The organism is Sphingobacterium sp. 1.A.5, from assembly GCF_002734235.1.
Lineage (GTDB): Bacteria > Bacteroidota > Bacteroidia > Sphingobacteriales > Sphingobacteriaceae > Sphingobacterium > Sphingobacterium daejeonense.
In genome coordinates this window covers 212,157-231,331 of record NZ_PEBA01000063.1, presented here as the reverse complement: position 1 = coordinate 231,331, position 19,175 = coordinate 212,157, and the positions used below count along the sequence as shown (strand labels likewise).

19 protein-coding genes are annotated in these 19,175 nt (G+C 36.5%); 12 read left to right on the top strand and 7 right to left on the bottom strand.

Features of this window, described 5'->3' with window-relative positions:
• Positions 1 to 249 precede the first annotated feature (249 nt).
• The 5 genes from CRT24_RS17890 to CRT24_RS17870 are packed head-to-tail and all read left to right on the top strand — an operon-like array spanning position 250 to position 5,015.
• The gene (locus tag CRT24_RS17890) at positions 250 to 693 is read left to right on the top strand and encodes a thioesterase family protein (protein WP_099372468.1); all 444 of its coding nucleotides are present in this window, start codon (positions 250 to 252) and stop codon (positions 691 to 693) included.
• A 20-nt stretch (positions 694 to 713) separates the two neighbouring features.
• On the top strand, positions 714 to 1,379 hold the full coding sequence (gene rsmI / locus CRT24_RS17885; protein WP_099372467.1) for a 16S rRNA (cytidine(1402)-2'-O)-methyltransferase: 666 nt from the start codon (positions 714 to 716) through the stop codon (positions 1,377 to 1,379).
• Between the two features lie 34 nt (positions 1,380 to 1,413).
• Positions 1,414 to 2,232 carry a PH domain-containing protein gene (locus CRT24_RS17880; RefSeq protein WP_099372466.1) on the top strand — a complete coding sequence of 273 codons (819 nt, stop codon included), beginning with the start codon at positions 1,414 to 1,416 and terminating at the stop codon, positions 2,230 to 2,232.
• A gap of 3 nt (positions 2,233 to 2,235) precedes the next feature.
• Positions 2,236 to 3,840 (top strand): apolipoprotein N-acyltransferase, encoded by a 1,605-nt coding sequence (gene lnt / locus CRT24_RS17875; RefSeq protein WP_099372465.1) that lies wholly within the window; start codon positions 2,236 to 2,238, stop codon positions 3,838 to 3,840.
• 41 nt (positions 3,841 to 3,881) lie between these two features.
• Positions 3,882 to 5,015 (top strand): cysteine desulfurase family protein, encoded by a 1,134-nt coding sequence (locus CRT24_RS17870; protein ID WP_099372464.1) that lies wholly within the window; start codon positions 3,882 to 3,884, stop codon positions 5,013 to 5,015.
• 53 nt (positions 5,016 to 5,068) lie between these two features.
• Here the strand turns inward: CRT24_RS17870 and CRT24_RS17865 are convergent, their stop codons facing one another.
• From CRT24_RS17865 to CRT24_RS17845, 5 genes are all read right to left on the bottom strand, one after another.
• Positions 5,069 to 5,656 (bottom strand): hypothetical protein, encoded by a 588-nt coding sequence (locus tag CRT24_RS17865; protein ID WP_099372463.1) that lies wholly within the window; start codon positions 5,654 to 5,656, stop codon positions 5,069 to 5,071.
• A gap of 224 nt (positions 5,657 to 5,880) precedes the next feature.
• Positions 5,881 to 6,459 (bottom strand): hypothetical protein, encoded by a 579-nt coding sequence (locus CRT24_RS17860; RefSeq protein WP_099372462.1) that lies wholly within the window; start codon positions 6,457 to 6,459, stop codon positions 5,881 to 5,883.
• Between the two features lie 113 nt (positions 6,460 to 6,572).
• Positions 6,573 to 7,151 carry a hypothetical protein gene (locus tag CRT24_RS17855; RefSeq protein WP_099372461.1) on the bottom strand — a complete coding sequence of 193 codons (579 nt, stop codon included), beginning with the start codon at positions 7,149 to 7,151 and terminating at the stop codon, positions 6,573 to 6,575.
• Between the two features lie 147 nt (positions 7,152 to 7,298).
• Entirely contained in the window at positions 7,299 to 7,715 is a 417-nt protein-coding gene (locus CRT24_RS17850; protein WP_099372460.1) for a copper resistance protein NlpE, read from the bottom strand.
• A gap of 67 nt (positions 7,716 to 7,782) precedes the next feature.
• Positions 7,783 to 8,115 (bottom strand): tetratricopeptide repeat protein, encoded by a 333-nt coding sequence (locus CRT24_RS17845; protein WP_099372459.1) that lies wholly within the window; start codon positions 8,113 to 8,115, stop codon positions 7,783 to 7,785.
• Between CRT24_RS17845 and CRT24_RS21310 the strand changes: the two genes are divergently transcribed.
• The 5 genes from CRT24_RS21310 to CRT24_RS17825 all read left to right on the top strand — a co-directional run bounded on the left by CRT24_RS21310 (position 8,114) and on the right by CRT24_RS17825 (position 12,278).
• The gene (locus tag CRT24_RS21310) at positions 8,114 to 8,239 is read left to right on the top strand and encodes a hypothetical protein (protein WP_257214084.1); all 126 of its coding nucleotides are present in this window, start codon (positions 8,114 to 8,116) and stop codon (positions 8,237 to 8,239) included. The genes CRT24_RS17845 and CRT24_RS21310 overlap by 2 nt on opposite strands.
• A gap of 166 nt (positions 8,240 to 8,405) precedes the next feature.
• Positions 8,406 to 9,137 (top strand): electron transfer flavoprotein subunit beta/FixA family protein, encoded by a 732-nt coding sequence (locus CRT24_RS17840; RefSeq protein WP_099372458.1) that lies wholly within the window; start codon positions 8,406 to 8,408, stop codon positions 9,135 to 9,137.
• A gap of 24 nt (positions 9,138 to 9,161) precedes the next feature.
• A complete protein-coding gene (locus CRT24_RS17835) occupies positions 9,162 to 10,136 on the top strand; it encodes an electron transfer flavoprotein subunit alpha/FixB family protein (protein ID WP_099372457.1) in 975 nt (324 codons plus the stop codon).
• Between the two features lie 104 nt (positions 10,137 to 10,240).
• On the top strand, positions 10,241 to 10,888 hold the full coding sequence (locus tag CRT24_RS17830) for a bifunctional nuclease family protein (protein ID WP_099372456.1): 648 nt from the start codon (positions 10,241 to 10,243) through the stop codon (positions 10,886 to 10,888).
• 34 nt (positions 10,889 to 10,922) lie between these two features.
• A complete protein-coding gene (locus tag CRT24_RS17825; RefSeq protein WP_099372455.1) occupies positions 10,923 to 12,278 on the top strand; it encodes a nucleoside permease in 1,356 nt (451 codons plus the stop codon).
• Positions 12,279 to 12,721: 443 nt separating this feature from the next.
• Here the strand turns inward: CRT24_RS17825 and CRT24_RS17820 are convergent, their stop codons facing one another.
• On the bottom strand, positions 12,722 to 15,550 hold the full coding sequence (locus CRT24_RS17820) for a TonB-dependent receptor (protein WP_099372454.1): 2,829 nt from the start codon (positions 15,548 to 15,550) through the stop codon (positions 12,722 to 12,724).
• 79 nt (positions 15,551 to 15,629) lie between these two features.
• Complete coding sequence (locus tag CRT24_RS17815) at positions 15,630 to 16,853, bottom strand: hypothetical protein (RefSeq protein ID WP_099372453.1); 1,224 nt, start codon at positions 16,851 to 16,853, stop codon at positions 15,630 to 15,632.
• 240 nt (positions 16,854 to 17,093) lie between these two features.
• Between CRT24_RS17815 and CRT24_RS17810 the strand changes: the two genes are divergently transcribed.
• Together CRT24_RS17810 and CRT24_RS17805 are read left to right on the top strand one after the other, a co-directional pair.
• A complete protein-coding gene (locus CRT24_RS17810) occupies positions 17,094 to 17,741 on the top strand; it encodes an ABC transporter ATP-binding protein (protein ID WP_099372452.1) in 648 nt (215 codons plus the stop codon).
• A gap of 1 nt (position 17,742) precedes the next feature.
• Positions 17,743 to 19,173, top strand: coding sequence for an FtsX-like permease family protein (locus CRT24_RS17805; RefSeq protein WP_099372451.1), 1,431 nt, complete (start codon positions 17,743 to 17,745; stop codon positions 19,171 to 19,173).
• The last annotated feature ends 2 nt before the right edge of the window (positions 19,174 to 19,175 follow it).

The following is a 19,175-nucleotide window of genomic DNA, read 5'->3' as shown; positions in this document are numbered from 1 at the left end:
AAAGTATGTATAGCACTTAACTGCATTATTAACCCAATATTATCAATTTGTTAACACACCGAAATATTTATTATAAATCAACAAATAATTGATAAAATTTTAACCTAAGAATATTTATTAAGTTATTTTTTATCCTATTATTAAATAGATATTATATAATCTTAATGAATTAATAAATCGTTATCGTTTAGTTATTGGTTCTTTTTGAATTTTAATTTTTTATATTTTTAAGCTAGAATATCATAATACATGGAAGAGAATATTTTTTATGAGGGCCAGGTTCTTTGGTCACAGATTGATGCCAATGTTCATTTACGTCATTCAGCGTATGCTGATTTTTGCGCTCAGGCCCGTAGCAACATGCTGAATCAACTCGGTTTATCTTTGCAAGAATTCAACAAGAATAAAATTGGTCCGATATTGTTTCGGGAAGAGCTGAATTACCTGCGTGAAATTGGCTTGGATGAGAAGATCAAGGTGAGCGTGGAAATCACGAAATACAACACTCAAAACTCTAGGTTTTCATTCCGTCATGTCATATACAAAGAGAATGGGGTGAAGGCTGCGATTGTAGTCGTTGATGGTGCTTGGATGAACATTATAGAGCGTAAACTGACCAGTATCCCTGATGATTGGAAGGAGATAATTTATAAAATTCCGAAGTCTGAGGATTATACTGAGATAGATTCTTAGTTTATCGTTATCTTTGGGCTATGTTATATATTGTTCCCACTCCTATTGGCAATCTTGAGGACATGACCTTCAGGGCAATCACTGTCTTGAAGTCTGTTGATATCATTCTTGCTGAAGACACTCGTACCAGTGCTCCATTATTGAAGCATTTTGGCATCGACAAAAAAGTCTTTGCCCATCACCAGCACAACGAGCATAAGGCAGTTCAAGAAATCATTCGATTGTTGAAGGAAGGGAATCAGATTGCTCTTATCTCTGATGCAGGCACACCAGCGATCTCTGATCCGGGGTTTTTATTGGTCAGAGAAGCCATCAAAGAAGGATTGGATGTCCAATGTTTGCCGGGTGCGACAGCATTTGTTCCTGCTTTGGTGAATTCCGGCTTGCCGAATGACAGATTTTGTTTTGAAGGATTTCTTCCTGTTAAAAAAGGCCGTCAAACGCGGTTAAAATCTTTGGCAGATGAAAAGAGAACAATGATATTTTATGAGTCACCACACAGAATCCTGAAAACAATAGATGAGTTTATTCAGATATTTGGGGCAGACAGGTCGGCTTCTATTTCAAGAGAAATCAGCAAGATGTATGAGGAGACGGTTCGAGGGACATTGACAGACATCAAGACACATTTTGAGACGAATCCTGTGAAGGGAGAATTTGTTTTCTGTGTTGGGGGACATGAATAATTAAACAAGAATTTAAGAAGTAAATACCATATCGATGGAAAATTATCAAATTGACAAATACGTTCAAGACGGGCAAGACGCCAAAGTGGTTGAGAAAATCCATGGCAAGATCTTAGATATGTTGACTCCGGGTGAATCCATTAATTATATAGCATTGCAGAAAAAACCTGCAGTAAATTTGTTGCCTGACAGTATTACTGTGAGCAACAAACGAATTTTCTTATGTGAGTTTACCAAGTTGGGCTTGGCTACTAATTTTGAGATTTTTCCTTGGCAAGACATTAAGGATATCGCCTTTAAGGAGGAAATATTTGGCTCTAAAGTTACGGTTATTCCATTTACAGGAGAGAATTTGACGATTGATTATATTCCTAAGACACAAGCCAGGAAATTATATCAATTGATCAAAGATGCTTTGGCCAATCTTCAGAATCAGAAAAAAGAGGCTAAAGACACTAAAATAGTGATTGAGAACAAACCTGCTTTCAATACTCCTAGTCCAGCTATTGAAAAACCAGAGCCTATTAAAACTATCGAGCCTGAGAATCCTATAGCGAAGACACCTGAACTCCCAAAAGTTGAGGAAAGGCCGAGGTTTGAGGAAAGGCCGAGTTTAAATTCAACCTTTGCTAATCAGAATTTTCAATCAAACAATACAAGGCAGGAACCACAGGGTTTTCAATCATCAGTCCCTAGCCCATCACCATCAGTCAGCACTCCTTCGGATAAGAAAGATGAGGAAGAAGATGAAATCACGTTGAAGCTTAAAAAGTTAAAAGGTTTATACGACAAACAACTGATCACTCAAGCTGAGTATGAAACCAAAAAGGCTGAGATCTTAAGCCAACTGTAAAGCATGAAGAACAACTATTTTTTAGCTTTCCTGAGTGCATTTTTATTGTGGTTGGCATGGCCTCCTATTCCTTATACGAGCATTTTATTGTTTGTAGGTTTTGTGCCCTTGCTGATAGCAGTAGAAAATGTAATCCGTGGAGATTTTAAGAAAAAAGGCAGAAAGATTTTTGGTTTAGCATTCCTTACTGGAGTGGTTTGGAATACGGCATCGATTTACTGGGTCTACAATGCCATGCATGCTTATTTAGATGCCTTCACATCATTGATGATCGCGTTGATTCCATTTACTTTGGCCCCTCTGTTGATGGCATTAGCTTTCCGACTTTACTATCAGATGAGGAAGAGAAACAATATTCTGCTAAGTTTTATGGGTCTTATCTCATTTTGGATAGCTTATGAATTTTTGCATCAATCTTGGGAACTTTCTTTTCCATGGATGACATTAGGCAATGGCTTTGCCAATTTCCATCAATTGGTTCAATGGTACAGCATCACGGGAGTTTATGGTGGTACATTATGGATTTGGATATCCAATGTTCTTATATTTTTATGGTATTGGCAAAGAAAAGAAAAGGTTGAGGTTTACAATCAAAAGATTATTTTAGGTGTACTTTCTGCTTGGCTTATTATTCCTGCTATAAGCTCCTTGATAATCTATAGCACTTATGAGGAACATGTCAACCCATCGGAGATTGTGACAGTCCAACCCAATATTGATCCATTCCAGAAGTGGGGAGCTATTACACCTGATGAACAACTTAAAATATTAACTGACTTATCACAGAAGGTCGCGAAACTGAACACTGAATTTTTTATTTGGCCGGAGACTGCAATTTCAGGTGATAATGGCATCAACGAGGATGAATTCAGGGAATATTCTCAATACAAGGATGTATTGAATTTTCTGGAGCCTTATCACAATGGGAATGTTCTTTCGGGCATTGAGAGTTATGTGATCTATGATGATCAAAAAACTCTGACTGCCCGGGCCATTGGCAATGTATTTTATGACAGTTTTAATGCAGGTGTTCTGATCGACGGAAGCAGTAAACTACAATTTTACCATAAATCGAAGTTGGTTCCGGGAGCTGAGAAGATGCCATTTGGGAAGGCTCTGTCGGTATTGACTCCTTTATTCAAACACTTCGGAGGTACTACGGGCGGTTATGGCAGTCAGGCAGAACCTTCCGTATTTTACTCGGCCAGTGGGATTGGTGCTGCACCTGTTATTTGTTATGAATCGATTTGGGGGAATTACGTGGCACAATACATAAAAAAAGGCGCTCAATTTATTGCCGTTATCACGAATGATGGCTGGTGGGGAGACACTTCAGGAAAGGACCAGCATCTTCAATATGCAAAATTACGTGCTATTGAGAACCGTCGTTGGGTGGTCAGATCAGCGAATACAGGCATTTCTGGCTTTATAAACCAACGTGGTGACATTGTGCAGAAGAGTTCATGGTGGGTTCCTACAGCTTTGTCACAGGAAATCAACCTGAATGAGGACTTGACTTTCTATACAAAATATAGTGATTTAATAGTCTATTTATCGTTCGTAACGAGCTTACTATCAATAGGCTTAATGATTGTCAGAAAAAAATAATTTGTTCCAATTTTTCCTTGTGAATCTTTATATTTGCCGCCATGCAAGTTTATTTTGATAATGCCGCTACCACAGCCTTAGATAAAGAAGTTATCGAGGTTATGGTACAAATGTTGAACGAGAATTTTGGAAATCCCTCGTCAATTCATGCCCATGGACGTGAGATGAAGACCATCGTAGAGAAGGCCCGAAGATCCGTTGCCAAATTATTGAACGCTTCACCATCGGAGATTTTCTTTACTTCAGGAGGTACAGAGGCGGACAATATGGCTATCGTACGTGCCATTGAGGCTTATAATATTACCCATGCGATCAGCTCACCATTGGAGCACCATGCTGTACTTCACACCTTGGAGGAGTTGGAGAAAGCTGGCAAGATCCATCTTGATTTACTACGAGTTGACTCAAAGGGTAATGTTGATTTAACCCATTTGGAAGAATTGCTATCCATCAATCCAAAAACATTCGTTTCTTTGATGCATGCCAACAATGAGATCGGAAATCTGACGGATTTGAAAAGAGTGAGTGAATTGTGTGAGCAATATAATGCCATATTCCATTCTGACACTGTTCAGACGATGGGCCATTATGCACATGATTTAGGTGATCTTAAGATTGACTTTATCACTGGTGCAGCTCATAAATTCCATGGTCCTAAAGGAGTTGGTTTTCTTTACATCAATGGACGCAACAAGATCAAGCCTTTGATTTACGGTGGTGCTCAAGAGCGCAACATGCGCGGAGGTACAGAAAATGTTTACGGGATCGTTGGTTTGGCCAAAGCCCTTGAAATTGCTTACGCCGAGATGAAAGAACATCAAGAGCACATTCAATCACTTAAGGATTACATGAGGGAAAAATTAGTTGAAGCAATTCCTGATGTTAGATTCAATGGGGAAATTGATGCCGATAAATCATTGTACACCGTGTTGAACGTTTCATTGCCATGCACTAATATGGGCGATATGTTATTGTTCAATCTTGATATCAAAGGTGTTTCTGCATCTGGAGGTAGCGCTTGTAGTTCTGGTTCAGACATTGGCTCTCATGTTTTAAAAGGTATCTGTGCAGATGCCACTAGACCTTCGGTAAGATTTTCTTTCTGTAAATACAACACCAAAGAAGAGATTGATTTTGTTGTAGAGACATTAAAAGAAATCTGCAATCATAAATAGAATTTTATTAACAATTTAAATAAAAGGGGTATTCATAAAGTACCCCTTTTTCATTATTTAACTTTCTTGAACTTGATCACCATATAACCATCACTATAGTTCAAAGCCATTTCTTTTTCATTCAATTCTAAAATTTGAAAATGCATCTCTCCGTTTTTGCCAAAATCAAGCATTAATACTCTATAATCTCTATCATAGCTCCAAGGAAGATTTCCGTTTGAATTTGTGCTAAAGTCATATAGTTTAGGATTACATTTATCATCAAAACTATTTACTTTGTTGATATCCTTATATTTAAAAGAATAGGTAAAGTTGTTCAAGATTTCAATTTCAAACATCTCCAATTTCTTTTCCCACACACTCACCTTTGTTGTACAAGGGCCTTCATACGATTCGTATTTCGTCAATTCTTTCAATTGGTTTACATCCGTATAAGATTTAGGATTATTGACTCCCAAAGGTTTAAACGAGTCGTCATAAAATTCATAGGCTTGCCATTTTCCATAGAGCAATTCTTCATCAGCTATTTCTTCTGGCATGTCATCATCGCCCTCATCGAGCAGATCATCTAAAAGTCCTTTACAGCTAATTATCATCATGATAATTACTGGAAAAATTAATAAGGTTAATTTAGTCTTCATGGTTAATAAATTAATTTGGTTAACCAAAGATAAACAGTTCAGAAACATTGGTAAATACCGAATCTTAGGTATATTTATTAGTTAATTTAATTATCGAATAATTATACAATAAAAAAGGAGGTATGAGACCTCCTTCCAGATTTACTTTTTAGAATTAATTGAACCGAATAATTATTAATAAAATGAAATCTTAGTTCTATTTGTGTGACTAGTTCCTATCTTTTTTATTTTTTCAGAATTATTTTTATTTTTTCATCATCGCCGTCATTGACTTCAAGTTCTAAGGTATTGCTAGAAATGTTCAATACTTTAAATTCCGTATCACCTGATTCCTTGTGCGTCAATGTTAATGTTCTTTTTACATCATTTTCTTTCCAAGTTTGGTTGCTTACGGTTTCTGCGCTTTTATCGTAAACTTTAGGATTGCAATTTTCATCATATCCATTGATTTTTGTTAATACATTTTGTTTTAAGATTGCGGATTTATCAGCTTTCAATTCAAGAGATAGCGAGTTAAATTTCAGTTCTACTTTTGACGCTTTGGTTGTGCAAGGCGCTTCGTATGAGTCAAATTTTATTGATTGCTTGATCAAATTAACATTTGAGAAATCAATTGGATTAGCGACCCCGTTTTGTTCTATTGAGCTAGCATATATTTCATAAGCGACCCAGTTTCCAATAAATAATTCTGGATCTTCAATAGGGTCTTCGTCATCCCTGTCATCGATTTCATCCAGCAATCCTTCGCATCCTACCAACATCATCATCAATATTGGGAAGATCAGTAATAATTTAGTTTTCATAATTTCTTTATTTAAGTTAAACAAAAATAAATTGTTTACCTTTTCAATTAAATACCTAAGTTTAGGTATTTATAAAGAAATTTTAACTATAAAACACAATACCATTAATTAAACTATTGTTTTTGAAGTTTTACAAAAATAAAATCCTGGTCTTTTTTCAATGCTAAGTGCATTTCTCTTTTGTCCAGATAATATATTTTGAAATTATTCTGTGAATCAGAAAGTGAGTCTCTTAAGTTTAGCGTAGCATTTTTAAGGTCAAGATCCCAATCCGCGGTTAACACTTGGTCATAACTTTCATCATATACGGCGTTTTGACATTTAGAGTTATAGGAGTTCATTTTATAGTACAATTTTTCCAATATCTCCGCTTTTCCATTCTCCATAAACTTAATCTTGAAATACTCCATTTTTTGTTCTACTTCACTTATTTTAGAAGGACAAGGATCTTCTTGCGATTCATATTCTATTAAATTGGAAATTTGGTTTACTTTACTGAAATCTAGGTTTTGATTTAAGCCTTTAGGATGGATATTGTTGTCATAATATTCATAAGCAGTCCATTTGCCAATTAGGGTTGTTGAATCAACCGCATCCACACTATTCTCGATCAAAATTTTGAATAGTCCACCAGTACTCCCTACGAGCAACAGCAAGATAGGAAGAACCATAAAAGATAGTCTGGTCTTCATTGTTAATAATTAGTATGTTAATAATTAGTGCTACCCAAAATTAAAGGTCATGAAATAAGCAATCAATACCTAATGCTAGGTATTTTTTTCTTTTTACTTATTATGCTTCAATAAATTGAATAAAAAAACCTGCTGAATAGCAGGTTTCTATTTTATTTTTAGGAGGACATATTTTTCGGCGAGATCGCCTTTAATTTCCTTACCTGAAAGATCGAGTTGATTCAGCTGATTTTTGGAGATCTTAAAGCTGTAATCAATGTTTTCTAAACTCAATATATCTTTATCTACTTTCCATTTTCCAGTACTTTCAAATATTTCGGCACTTTTACCGACATATTCGTATCTCATGGAATAATTTTTATTGTTGTCTAAACTTAGTACTGTTGCTATTGTTGTACAATCTGCACACGGAAGTTTTCCTTCATAGGTTCCTACTATGGCTGTACCTTTCACTGCATTATCTTCGGACGCAACAAGTTGATTAACATTGGATTTGTTATTTATACAACTAAACCCGAAAGTCAACATGATGAATCCAATTAAAATTAGTGTTAAGGCACGCATAATATTTCTTTATACTAAGCAAAACACAAAAAAAATACCACAAATTAAATTTTAATGAAATTTAACATTATTCATCTTCATCGAAGAGTCCACTTGCCATCATTAATGCATTTTTGAGTTCTCCCAATGCATGGAAATTTCTTTTTTGTTGCGCAATTAAAATTCCTTTTTCATAGATTTCTATTGCTTGGTCTTTCTCACCTTCTGACTCCAAGAATTTTCCAAAATGATAGTATGTACCTATATAATCTGGATGAATTTCAACCAATTCTTCGAATCCATTTCTAGCATCATCCTTATTCTCCAGTTTGACATGCTCCATGGTGAGCGCATATTTTAAAAAAGGATCATGTGGGCTTTCCTTTAAAAAGTTTTGTAATTGTTCCAATCTACTTTCCATGCCCAAAAATAATTATAATTTGGGAATGGATGTGAATGCAATACAGAAAAGAAATTACTATGCTAGCATAGAAAATGACAAATCCATGACTATTGATTTTTTGGCGGTTTTATTGAACGATTAAAAATTATATACAATTAAATCGTGTTTATATTTAAATTTCAATAACAAAACCATGATTTTATTAAAATTTTTATATTAATAAATTATTTGAGTTAGGGATAAAAATGCTGTTTTATGGCTTTGAAATGCTCCTTAATTAATGTAGGTTTGTGTAAAACGCTAGAATTATGAGAATATTAGTATGTATAAGTAATGTCCCAGACACCACTTCTAAAATAACATTCAGCAACGATAATACAGTTTTTAACAGTACTGGCATCCAGTATATCATTAATCCTTATGATGAGATTGCATTATCAAAAGCAGTTGAGTTATCAGAAGGCGGTCAAGGCACAGTTACGGTTATCAATGTTGGCGAGGCAAGTACAGAGCCAACCATTCGTAAAGCCTTAGCTATTGGTGCTGATGATGCAGTCCGCATCAATGCTCAACCACGTGACGCTTGGTTTGTAGCGAATCAAATTGCTCACTATGCAAAGGACCAGAATTTTGATTTGATTTTGACGGGTCGTGAATCCATTGATTATAATGGTGCTCAGGTCGCAGCTCTTTTAGGCGAGTTATTGAACCTTCCGTCTGTTTCTATCGCTAAGAAATTGAATATCCAAGGTACTGAAGCTACGATCGATCGTGAGATTGAAGGAGGTAAAGAGGTTTTGACAGTTTCATTGCCCGTTGTTGTAGGTACTGCTGAGGGCGTTGCAGAACCAAAGATTCCGAATATGCGCGGCATTATGGGTGCAAGGACGAAGCCATTACAGGTTGTTGAACCCATTGATGTTAATGAATTATCCAGCATTTCACGTTACGAATCTCCCGCACCTCGCAGTGCTGTAAAATTGGTGGATGATGTAGATCAGCTGGTTCAGTTATTACACAGCGAAGCAAAAGTTATTTAATTTATTTAACGTTAAGAAATTATCATGGCAATTTTAGTTTATATAGAAAATACAGACGGAACATTAAAGAAATCAGCCTTTGAAGCGGCATCTTACGCAAAAGCTATCGCTGATCAATTAAGTGATTCTGTCACTGCATTATCCATTGGAAATGTGGATAAATCAGAATTAGAAAAGTTGGGCAAATATGGTGTTTCCAAAGTATTGGATGCAAATCAAGACAAATTAAAAAGTTTTGTAAATAAGGCATATGCATCGATCATAGCTTCTGCAGCGAAACAAGAAGGTTCAAAAGTTGTCGTTCTTTCGAATTCCTTCAGTGGAAAAGGTTTAGGCCCTCGAGTAGCTGCAAAATTGGATGCGGGATTTGCTGATGGCGCCATCAACCTTCCTACTTTCAATGGTGACAGTATGGAAATCAAGAAAACGGCTTTCTCTAACAAGGCATTTGCGACCGAAGTTATCAATTCAGCGGTTAAGGTTATTGCTGTTAACCCAAATGCGTTTGAGGTTAAAGAAGTTGGTGGATCGGCCGATGTCGTTGATTTCACGCCAGATTTACAGGATCAGGATTTCAACGTCATGGTTAAAGAGATTGTTCGAGCTACTGACAAGGTTTCATTGCCAGAGGCGGAGATTGTTGTTTCAGCAGGCCGAGGATTAAAAGGGCCAGAGAACTGGGGCATGGTTGAGGAATTGGCGGATGTTCTGGGAGCTGCTACAGCTTGTTCAAAACCGGTATCTGACGCTGGTTGGCGTCCACATTCTGAGCACGTGGGACAGACAGGTATCGTTGTTAGTCCGAATTTATATATCGCGATTGGTATTTCGGGAGCAATCCAGCATTTAGCAGGAGTAAGTTCTTCAAAAACCATCGTTGTAATCAACAAGGATCCGGAAGCACCATTCTTTAAGGTTGCGGATTATGGTATCGTTGGAGATGCCTTTGATATCGTTCCGAAGTTGACAGAAGCGATCAAAAAGATTAAAAATAACTAGGAGTAACTAAACAATGAACGAGTGGCCTTGCCTAAAAAAACGCAGGGTCACTTTTTTTTTGCTTTTAATATTCCCATCTTTGTATTCACGTTAACGCGTTATCAATGAAGAAAATCAAGTTAGATATAGTAGGCTTGTCATATAGCCAGACGCAGTCTGGAGCATATGCACTAGTTCTCGGAGAGGTAGGAGGTAACCGAAGACTTCCAGTAATCATTGGCGGATTTGAAGCTCAATCTATAGCAGTTGAGATTGAGAAGATGACTCCCAGCCGGCCCCTAACGCATGATTTATTCAAATCTTTTGCTGAGACCTTCAAGATAAAATTAGAGGAAGTCCTGATCTATAATCTAGTAGACGGTATTTTCTTTGCCAAATTGATCTGTACAGATGGCACTCAAACCTCCGAGATCGATGCGCGCACATCTGATGCTGTTGCATTGGCGGTTAGATTTGAATGTCCTATCTATACCTATGACTTCATCATGAATACCGCAGGTATCGTGATTGAGGGCAATGATTTTGCCTTTCTTGAAAATATTGAAAACGTAGGCAGCTATAAGCAATCGGAGTCTTCGCCTGAAGAGAAAGAACAGGAACCCGTTGAAAAGGAGCCTGAAAAGAACAAACCATCTCCGTATGCTTCGTTAACACTTGAACAACTTGAAAAAACCCTGGAAAAGGCTATTGAGAACGAACAGTACGAGACAGCTGCCAAAATCAGGGATGAAATAGAAAAGCGAAAATCTTAATTTCTACCTATTACATCTAATAGCAAATATTACCATGCCTATTAAACTGAGGTTAACGATCATGAACTTCCTACAATTCTTCGTTTGGGGAGCATGGTTGATTACAATTGCGAACTATTGGTTTGGGACAAAGAACTGGGGTGGCACCGAGTTTGGCGCCATTTTCTCGACCATGGGTATTGCATCATTATTTATGCCCACCCTGATGGGTATTATTGCAGACCGCTGGGTCAATGCAGAAAAACTATACGCCGGTCTTCATCTTTTATATGCGGGCTGCTTAATTTACCTAGCACAGGTTCAAGATCCAGGATCATTCTTTACAGTTATGCTATTGAGCATGTGCTGTTATATGCCGACCTTGGCCTTGTCCAATTCTATTGCCTACACGGCTCTTAACCAAGGCAACTACGATCTGATCAAGAGCTTCCCTCCTATTCGAGTTTGGGGAACTGTTGGTTTTATCGCTGCTATGTGGATTACAAACCTGAGCGGAAGCAAAGCCACAGAAGGACAGTTTTATATTGCCGCAGGAGGATCAATCCTATTGGGCTTATATTCTATTGTTTTCCTACCAAAGTGTCCTCCACAAAGACATATCAACGAAAAGGCAAGTTTTGGGCAGATGCTTGGACTAGAGGCGTTCAAGCTTTTTGGGAACTTTAAAATGGCGATGTTCTTTATATTCTCCATGTTCTTGGGAGCAGCACTGCAACTTACAAATGCTTATGGTGATGTGTTTTTGGATGAATTTAAGTTCTACCCTCAATATGTAGACTCCTTTGTCGTGAAATATTCAACCATTATTATGTCTATTTCGCAGATATCAGAGACATTATTTATCCTTGCTATTCCATTCTTTTTGAAAAGATTCGGGATAAAGCAGGTTATGTTGATTGCCATGGTCGCATGGGTTCTGCGATTTGGTCTATTTGCCTATGGCAACCCCTCTTCAGGTCTCTGGATGATTATCCTTTCCTGTATCGTTTATGGAATGGCCTTTGACTTTTTCAATATCTCAGGTTCTCTATTCGTAGAGACCAATACCAACAATAAAATCCGTTCCTCAGCACAGGGCTTGTTTATGATGATGACAAATGGTTTTGGGGCAGTATTGGGTTCTTGGGTGTCTGGCTGGGTTATTGACAAGTTCTATACGCTCTCATTCAATGACAGCAGCTCTCTAGCGCAATTTCTGAACACAACCCCTGACAATGGTAGCCTGCAGTCGTTTATAGCCTCACGAGGCGTGACAAGCAGTGAAGGGGTATTTGACCAAGTCATCCACCTCAAAGATTGGCACCATATCTGGATCGCATTTGCAGTTTATACATTGATAATCGCGATATTGTTTGCAGTGTTGTTTAGACATAAGCATGAACAGAATTAACAGGATTGACCAGGATTGACCAGGATTGAACAGAATTAGCAGGATTCAGTAGGATTGAACAGGATTGAACAGGATTGAACAAAATTAACAGGATTAGCAGAATTCAGGAAGATTAAGCAGGATAAGAGAAATTAATTGCAGGTGCAATTTTTTATTCAGGAATAATATATAGTAAGACCTCCATGAAACAGGATTCATGGAGGTCTTTTTATTACACTGGGATTAATTCTTTACATTTTGTAAATTCTGATTAGTCATGCTTCATTCTGTCTATTCTGCAAATCCTGCTGATCCTGTTAATCCTGTTAATCCTGTTAATCCTGTTCAATCCTGTTCAATCCTGTTAATCCTGCTTTATTCTGATTAGTTTTGAAATTCAGGGATAAATAAAAAGACCGCCAGTTGGCGGTCTTCTTATCTGATAAACTATTTAAATATTATTCTTAGAAGTTGTATGAATAACCTAAGGTAAATGTTCTTCCTGGAGCTCTAAATAAGAACTCTTTGTTTTCAGAACCATAAGATTCATAATAACTTTTCTTTTCAGCACCTAAGATATTTTCTGCGCTTACACGAATACTACTTTTTTGAGCTTGACCTAATTTCTTTGTAAAATTAAAATTCAAACTATTAAAAGGTTGGACATACACATCAGAGTTCTTTCCAAAACCAACTACTTCTAGTGTTTTGCCTTGAACATTATAGAATAGTCCTGTTTCTAATCCCAATTTTGCACTATTGTAACTAAATCCCGCATTCACTAAATAAGGAGATTGCCCTTGTAATACTCTAGTATCTTTTATGGTTTCCCCTTCTCTAGCAAATTGCTGCCTTGATTGATATTCGCCACCATCTATTTTACTCATTTCAATTTTAGATTTTATTACCGAAACATTTACATTTAAGCTTAATCCTTGCAAATCTTCTGAAATAAATCCAAAATTCTTTCTAGCTTCAAATTCTAGTCCATATACCTCTGCGCTAGGAGCGTTTCTAGGGGTAAAATTTTCTGGTGATTCGAATGAGTATGCAACCAGTTCAATTGGGTCTTTAAATTTCTTGTAAAAAGCACTTACAGCAAACATCTGAGCGGCATTTCCAAACAATTCATATCTTAAATCAAGGTTATTGATATAGGTCGGCACTAAGTTTATATTACCTAAAAACATGACACCTGTTAAAAGATCTGGGATTTGCACTACAGAAAGTTCTTTAAATGAAGGTCGAGCTGTTGTTCTGGAATAAGAGAATCTTACGTTTTGATTATCTTTCACACCATAGATTAAGTTTACGGAAGGGAACAAATCTAGCTTATCAATAGTTTTTTTATTGTTGTATACTTCACTCGCCATGCTATTCGTACCATTAAAGAAAGTCATATACTTTTCACCTCTTAATCCTATGATAGCTCTCAATTTTTCCATTGGTCTGAATTCTGAAGAAACATATGCGGCAATTGTGTGTTGAGATGCATCAAATTGATTTTGAGGCTGCGATCTTCCACTAAAATAATAGCCTGCATTTTTTTCTACAGTCCAAATGTTATCAGGAGTTAAAATTAAATTTGGATCACCATTTAAATCCCTAGTATCAACATTTAGGTTCATGATTTGGTAGGTGGGGATGCTGTAATCTCTTTTCTTAAAACTATACAATCCACCAAATTTTAATTGAGCTGCATTATCAAACAATTGATGCTTTTTAGTGAAATCAATTTTATTAACAAGGTTAATTTCTTTTAAGTTTCTCCAGATTCTGTTTGGTAGACCTGCATCCGTATTTATTGATAGAGAACCATCGGAATTCTTTACAAACGTTGTTGATCTGATGTCCTTATCATTTACTCGAGAAATTGTAGGGGATACTTTCCATTCAGTAATAAAACTGGCATCCTCATTACTATGTTTACCACTTAGCAACAAATTAGTAACATTTCTTTGAGTATATTCAAGATTATTCTTTTGCGTATTTATTACGTTTGAAATTCTAGTTTCTTGATCAAATACCGCAGCACTTGATTGTCCGTTTGTAATACTCAAAAGATTTAATGAATATTTAGATCTTTCAGTTTTATAAGTCATACCCAATAAACCGGACAATAAAACATTATTAGATCCTAAGTTACCAAATTGTGTTCTATCGGGTAATATTTCAAATTCATTTCTTTCTTGAGGTTTTTGATATACCCCGTTTCTAAAGTTTTGATAGAATTCGGTAGAATTTCTATAATCTATTGAGGCAATTACTCCCAATTTATTTTCACCGACTTGAAATTGATTTCCATAGTTGAATCCTAGAGAGAAGTTCGGTAAACTTGTACTCATTTTAGGTGCCATCAGTGGATTAAATGATTTAGTGATACTTTCGATTCCACTGTTATCGGCAGAAGTTGGTCTCGGCAAATCATTACTTGGGTCCACATTCAATTTTCTATTTCCATCATCAAAGCCCAAGAAATCGGTTTTACCACCTTTATAGTTCAAATATTTATCATTAAAGGTCATATCTGGATTAGCTCCTAATGAGAAACTTACTCCCATTTGTTTTTGAGCAGGAAAATCTTTTGTAACAATGTCAACCACACCACCGGTAAAATCAGCTGGTAATTCAGCGGATCCTGATTTAATAATGATTACATTTTCTAATATATTAGTAGGAAAAATATCCATTTGAACTGTGTTCTTATCTGGATCTAATCCTGGAATATCCACACCATTTAAAATAGATTTAGAGTACCTATCCCCTAATCCCCTTACATATACATATTTTCCGTCCTGAACTGAGACCCCAGGAACAGCCTTCACCGCTGCAGCGATATCGGAAGATCCCGATCGCTTTATGGATTGTGATGACAATCCATCCATTAATACACCGGCATTCTTTTGCATATTCAAAATGGAAGTTTCAGTATTTTTTCTTGCCGAAACGGTTACAACAACTTCACTGATTGTATTTGATTCACTTGACAAAGTCACATCTACTTGAACAGTTTGACCTTGTTTCACGACAATATCTTTAATTTCTTTTGGAGTATAACCTAGATATTTTACAGATAAAGTGTGATTTCCTTCTGGTAGATCTAATGAATAATCTCCTTCGAAATCTGAGTTAGTTGATGATAAATTTGTTACTGACACTGTAGCATTAGCTAAAGGTGTGTTACCTGCATCATCACGAATTGTTCCGCTTACTTTTCCGGATTGGGCATTCGCTGCAAAAGATCCTAGAATAATAAACGATAATAATAAAGTAAGTTTAAAAACTTTAAGCATTTGTTTGTTGAAAAAAGGGATTGTTTAAAAACATCCGCTTTCAGAGAAGAAAGCGGATGGTAATTTGATATTGTGATTCTTAGAATGCTTTTTTAGATTTCGCAAAAGTCCAGTCAAATACTGAAACATTGGCTCCAACTTTAGCATCTGCGATTGCATTTAATGCTTTAGCGTTAGAAACAAATTTTGCTTCTTCACCTTTAGCATCTGTTATAAATTTATCAAGAGTTAATCCTTGAGGTAATAATACTTCCCAGTTAGAGAAAGTGATTCTTCCATTTTTTAATTCAGCTTGAGAATCAGCACCATTGATTTTCAATGAAGATCCAGCACCTAAATTATAAGCAAGGATATTTTTAAGGTTTACAATTACGCCATCTCTTAAATCGGCGATAAGACTAGTGTTGTTGTTGTTATTTATAGTAATATCTTCCATTGTAAAGCTTTTTTCAGTTGCTTTAGAACCTTCAGGACCATCTAATTCTAATGCTGAACCAGAATCTTTACCTTTAATAACTAATGCATTTTTAATAGTTCCTGAATAAGCTTGGTCAACATCTAAACCATCATCACCAGATGCCCAAGTAAGTAAATTCGTAGCATTTACTGATCCACCAAACCATTCAATACCATCATCTTGATTACCAACGATTTCGATATTGTCAATTACAGTGCCTGATCCCACTCCACCAAGAGTTAAACCATTGATTTCATTATCTTGTCCAATTGTTATACCACCGTGACGAATAGAGATATATTTCAATGATCCAGAATTATCTGCAGCGTCATCACCACCGTATTGTCCATAAGATTCATTTGCCGGAATACCTTCAATTTGCGCTGTCTTAACATCACCAGCCACTGAAATTGGAGCTTTACCTAAAACGATAACTCCACCCCATAAACCAACGTTTGCTTCTGTTAAGTTCGTACCCGCTTTCTCACCAGCTTTAATATTATCATCAACAGATGTAAAGATAATAGGCTTATCTGCTGTACCATTTGCAATTAATTTCGCACCTTGGTCAACAACTAATGCTGATGCATTTGCTTCTGTTCCTTGTGCCCCTTTAATAATTGTACCTGGTTCAATTGTTAATGTAGTTCCTTCAGCAACTACTACTTTTCCTTTCAAGATATAAATATTACCTGCCGTCCAAGTCTCATTTGCATTAAGCAAACCAGTTTTTTCAATATCTTTACCTGGTTCAGGTGTAGGAGTTACTGTATCATCGTCAGATGAACAGCTGAAAGTAATTCCCAATGAAGCAATTGCCAATGCAAAAAATAATTTCTTTTTCATTTATCTCAAATTTATGTTTTTTGTTGAGGCAAATATTGAGACATATTATTACTATCGGGTTAAGGATATGTTATCTTATTGTGAACACTACTTATGGTAGCGTTAATAATGTCTTAAAAACTAAAAAATTGTTAAAATTATCTTAATTGAATTAATGTTAAAATTGCAATGTAACAGTCAAACCTTAAGTTAAATTCGAATTAGCCAACTAATAGTGTTAATTTGCGGCAAAGAAATGTTATGAGCGATTTTGTACTAAAGACCTCCAATTTATCATATCAATATCCGAAGGGATCGAGATTATCTTTTCAGGATTTATTACTTTCCGATCAGCAGCACACTTTAGTCTTAGGTGATTCAGGTTCTGGGAAATCCACACTTTTAAATTTAATAGCTGGTTTTTCTTCTCCTACGAGTGGCGAAGTTATTATCAATGGTCAAAACTTGTATTCACTTTCAGGGAGTGAGCTTGATAAATTCAGGGCTCAGCATTTGGGTTTTATATTTCAAGAGGCGCATTTATTGAGGAATCTCACGGTTTCGGAGAATATAAAACTTGCGCAAAGCCTTGCAGGTCTCTCTGTTGATGCTGATGCTGTCAAAACATTATTGGAAAAATTGCAGTTGGGTGGTTTTGAAAACCGGAAACCAAATGAATTAAGCCGAGGCCAAGTTCAAAGGGTCGCGATTGCAAGAGCATTAATTAATAAGCCTTCCTTATTGGTTGCCGATGAACCTACGGCAGCACTGGATGACAAGAACACCTTTCTGGTAGTGGAATTATTAAAAGAGCTGGCGAAAGATCAAGGCAGTACCTTATTGATATCTACTCATGACAAAAGGTTAAAGGACGAATTCACAAACAATTATATTTTAGCTGCTCAATAAGATGAATACACTACAGTTAGTTTGGAAAAACATTTCGCAACAGTGGGGATCTACCTTATTAAGTATTATCCTGACGGCATTTGGTGTTGCTATTTTAGTGAGTATCTACATTACGAGCGATACTTTTGAAAAACAATTGGACAGCAACAGTAAACAGGTTGATTTGGTTGTAGGCGCAAAAGGTAGTCCGTTACAATTGATTTTGAGTTCACTTTATCATGTTGACAATCCTACAGGAAATATAAAATTGGCTGAAGCAGAGAAATTGATGGATAACCCATTTATTGAAAAAGCGGTTCCAATTTCTTTGGGGGATAATTTCAAGGGTCATCGGATCGTAGGTACAGACACGAGTTTTATGAGTTTGTATGATTTGCAATTGGCAGACGGCCGTTTATGGGACAAGAGCTATGAAGTTGTAATAGGGAGTGAAACCGCCAGGAAGAATAAACTAAAAATTGGTGATCAAGTTCATGGCGCACATGGTTTGGCAGAGAATGCTCATGTTCATGAAGATCATCCATTTACCATTGTAGGAATTTTAAAACCTTCTGGTTCTATTGTAGATAACTTATTGTTATCGAATTTGGAGAGCGTTTGGGATATTCATGGAATCGGTCATGAGGATCATGATCATGAACATGAAAGTGATCATGACCACGCAGAGCACAATCACGATGGACATGACCATGACCATGAAGCAGCAGCGTCTGCCGCACACAATCATGACGATCACGACCACGACCACGATCACGACCATGACCACGATCATGCACATGAAAATCAATCAGCTGTCCCACAAAAGACTACTGAAGATTCATTGGTTACGGAACGACCAAGAGGCGATGTCTTTGTAAAGAGTATTGCTGATGATATTGTTCAGGACAAGGGCCTAGAGATTACAGCGTTATTAGTTAAATTCAGCAGTCCTGCAGCGATTGGTGTTGTTCCCAAACTGGTTAACCAGTCTACAAGTATGCAAGCTGCATCGCCTGCATTAGAAACTGCACGTTTATTTTCCTTAATGGGTGTAGGTATTGATTCTCTTGAAATTTTGGCATATATCATTATGATCATTGCTGGTTTAAGTGTGTTCATCAGTCTTTACAATGCCCTAAAGGACAGAAAATATGACCTTGCCATCATGAGGACACTAGGAGCAAGCAAGATTAAACTATTCACGATGTTAATTGTCGAAGGATTGGTGATAACATTCATTGGCGGGATATTAGGTTTAATTATCGGTCATATAGGATTGTATTTGATCAGTACACAGACCAGTGAGAGTGCTGACTTTATTCAAGCATTCCATATATATAGTAAAGAATGGTTAATTTTGTTGACTGCTTGTTTAATTGGTGTGATTGCATCATTAATTCCGGCAGTTAAAGCATATAATACAACAATTTCTACCATTTTAGGTAACAAGTAACG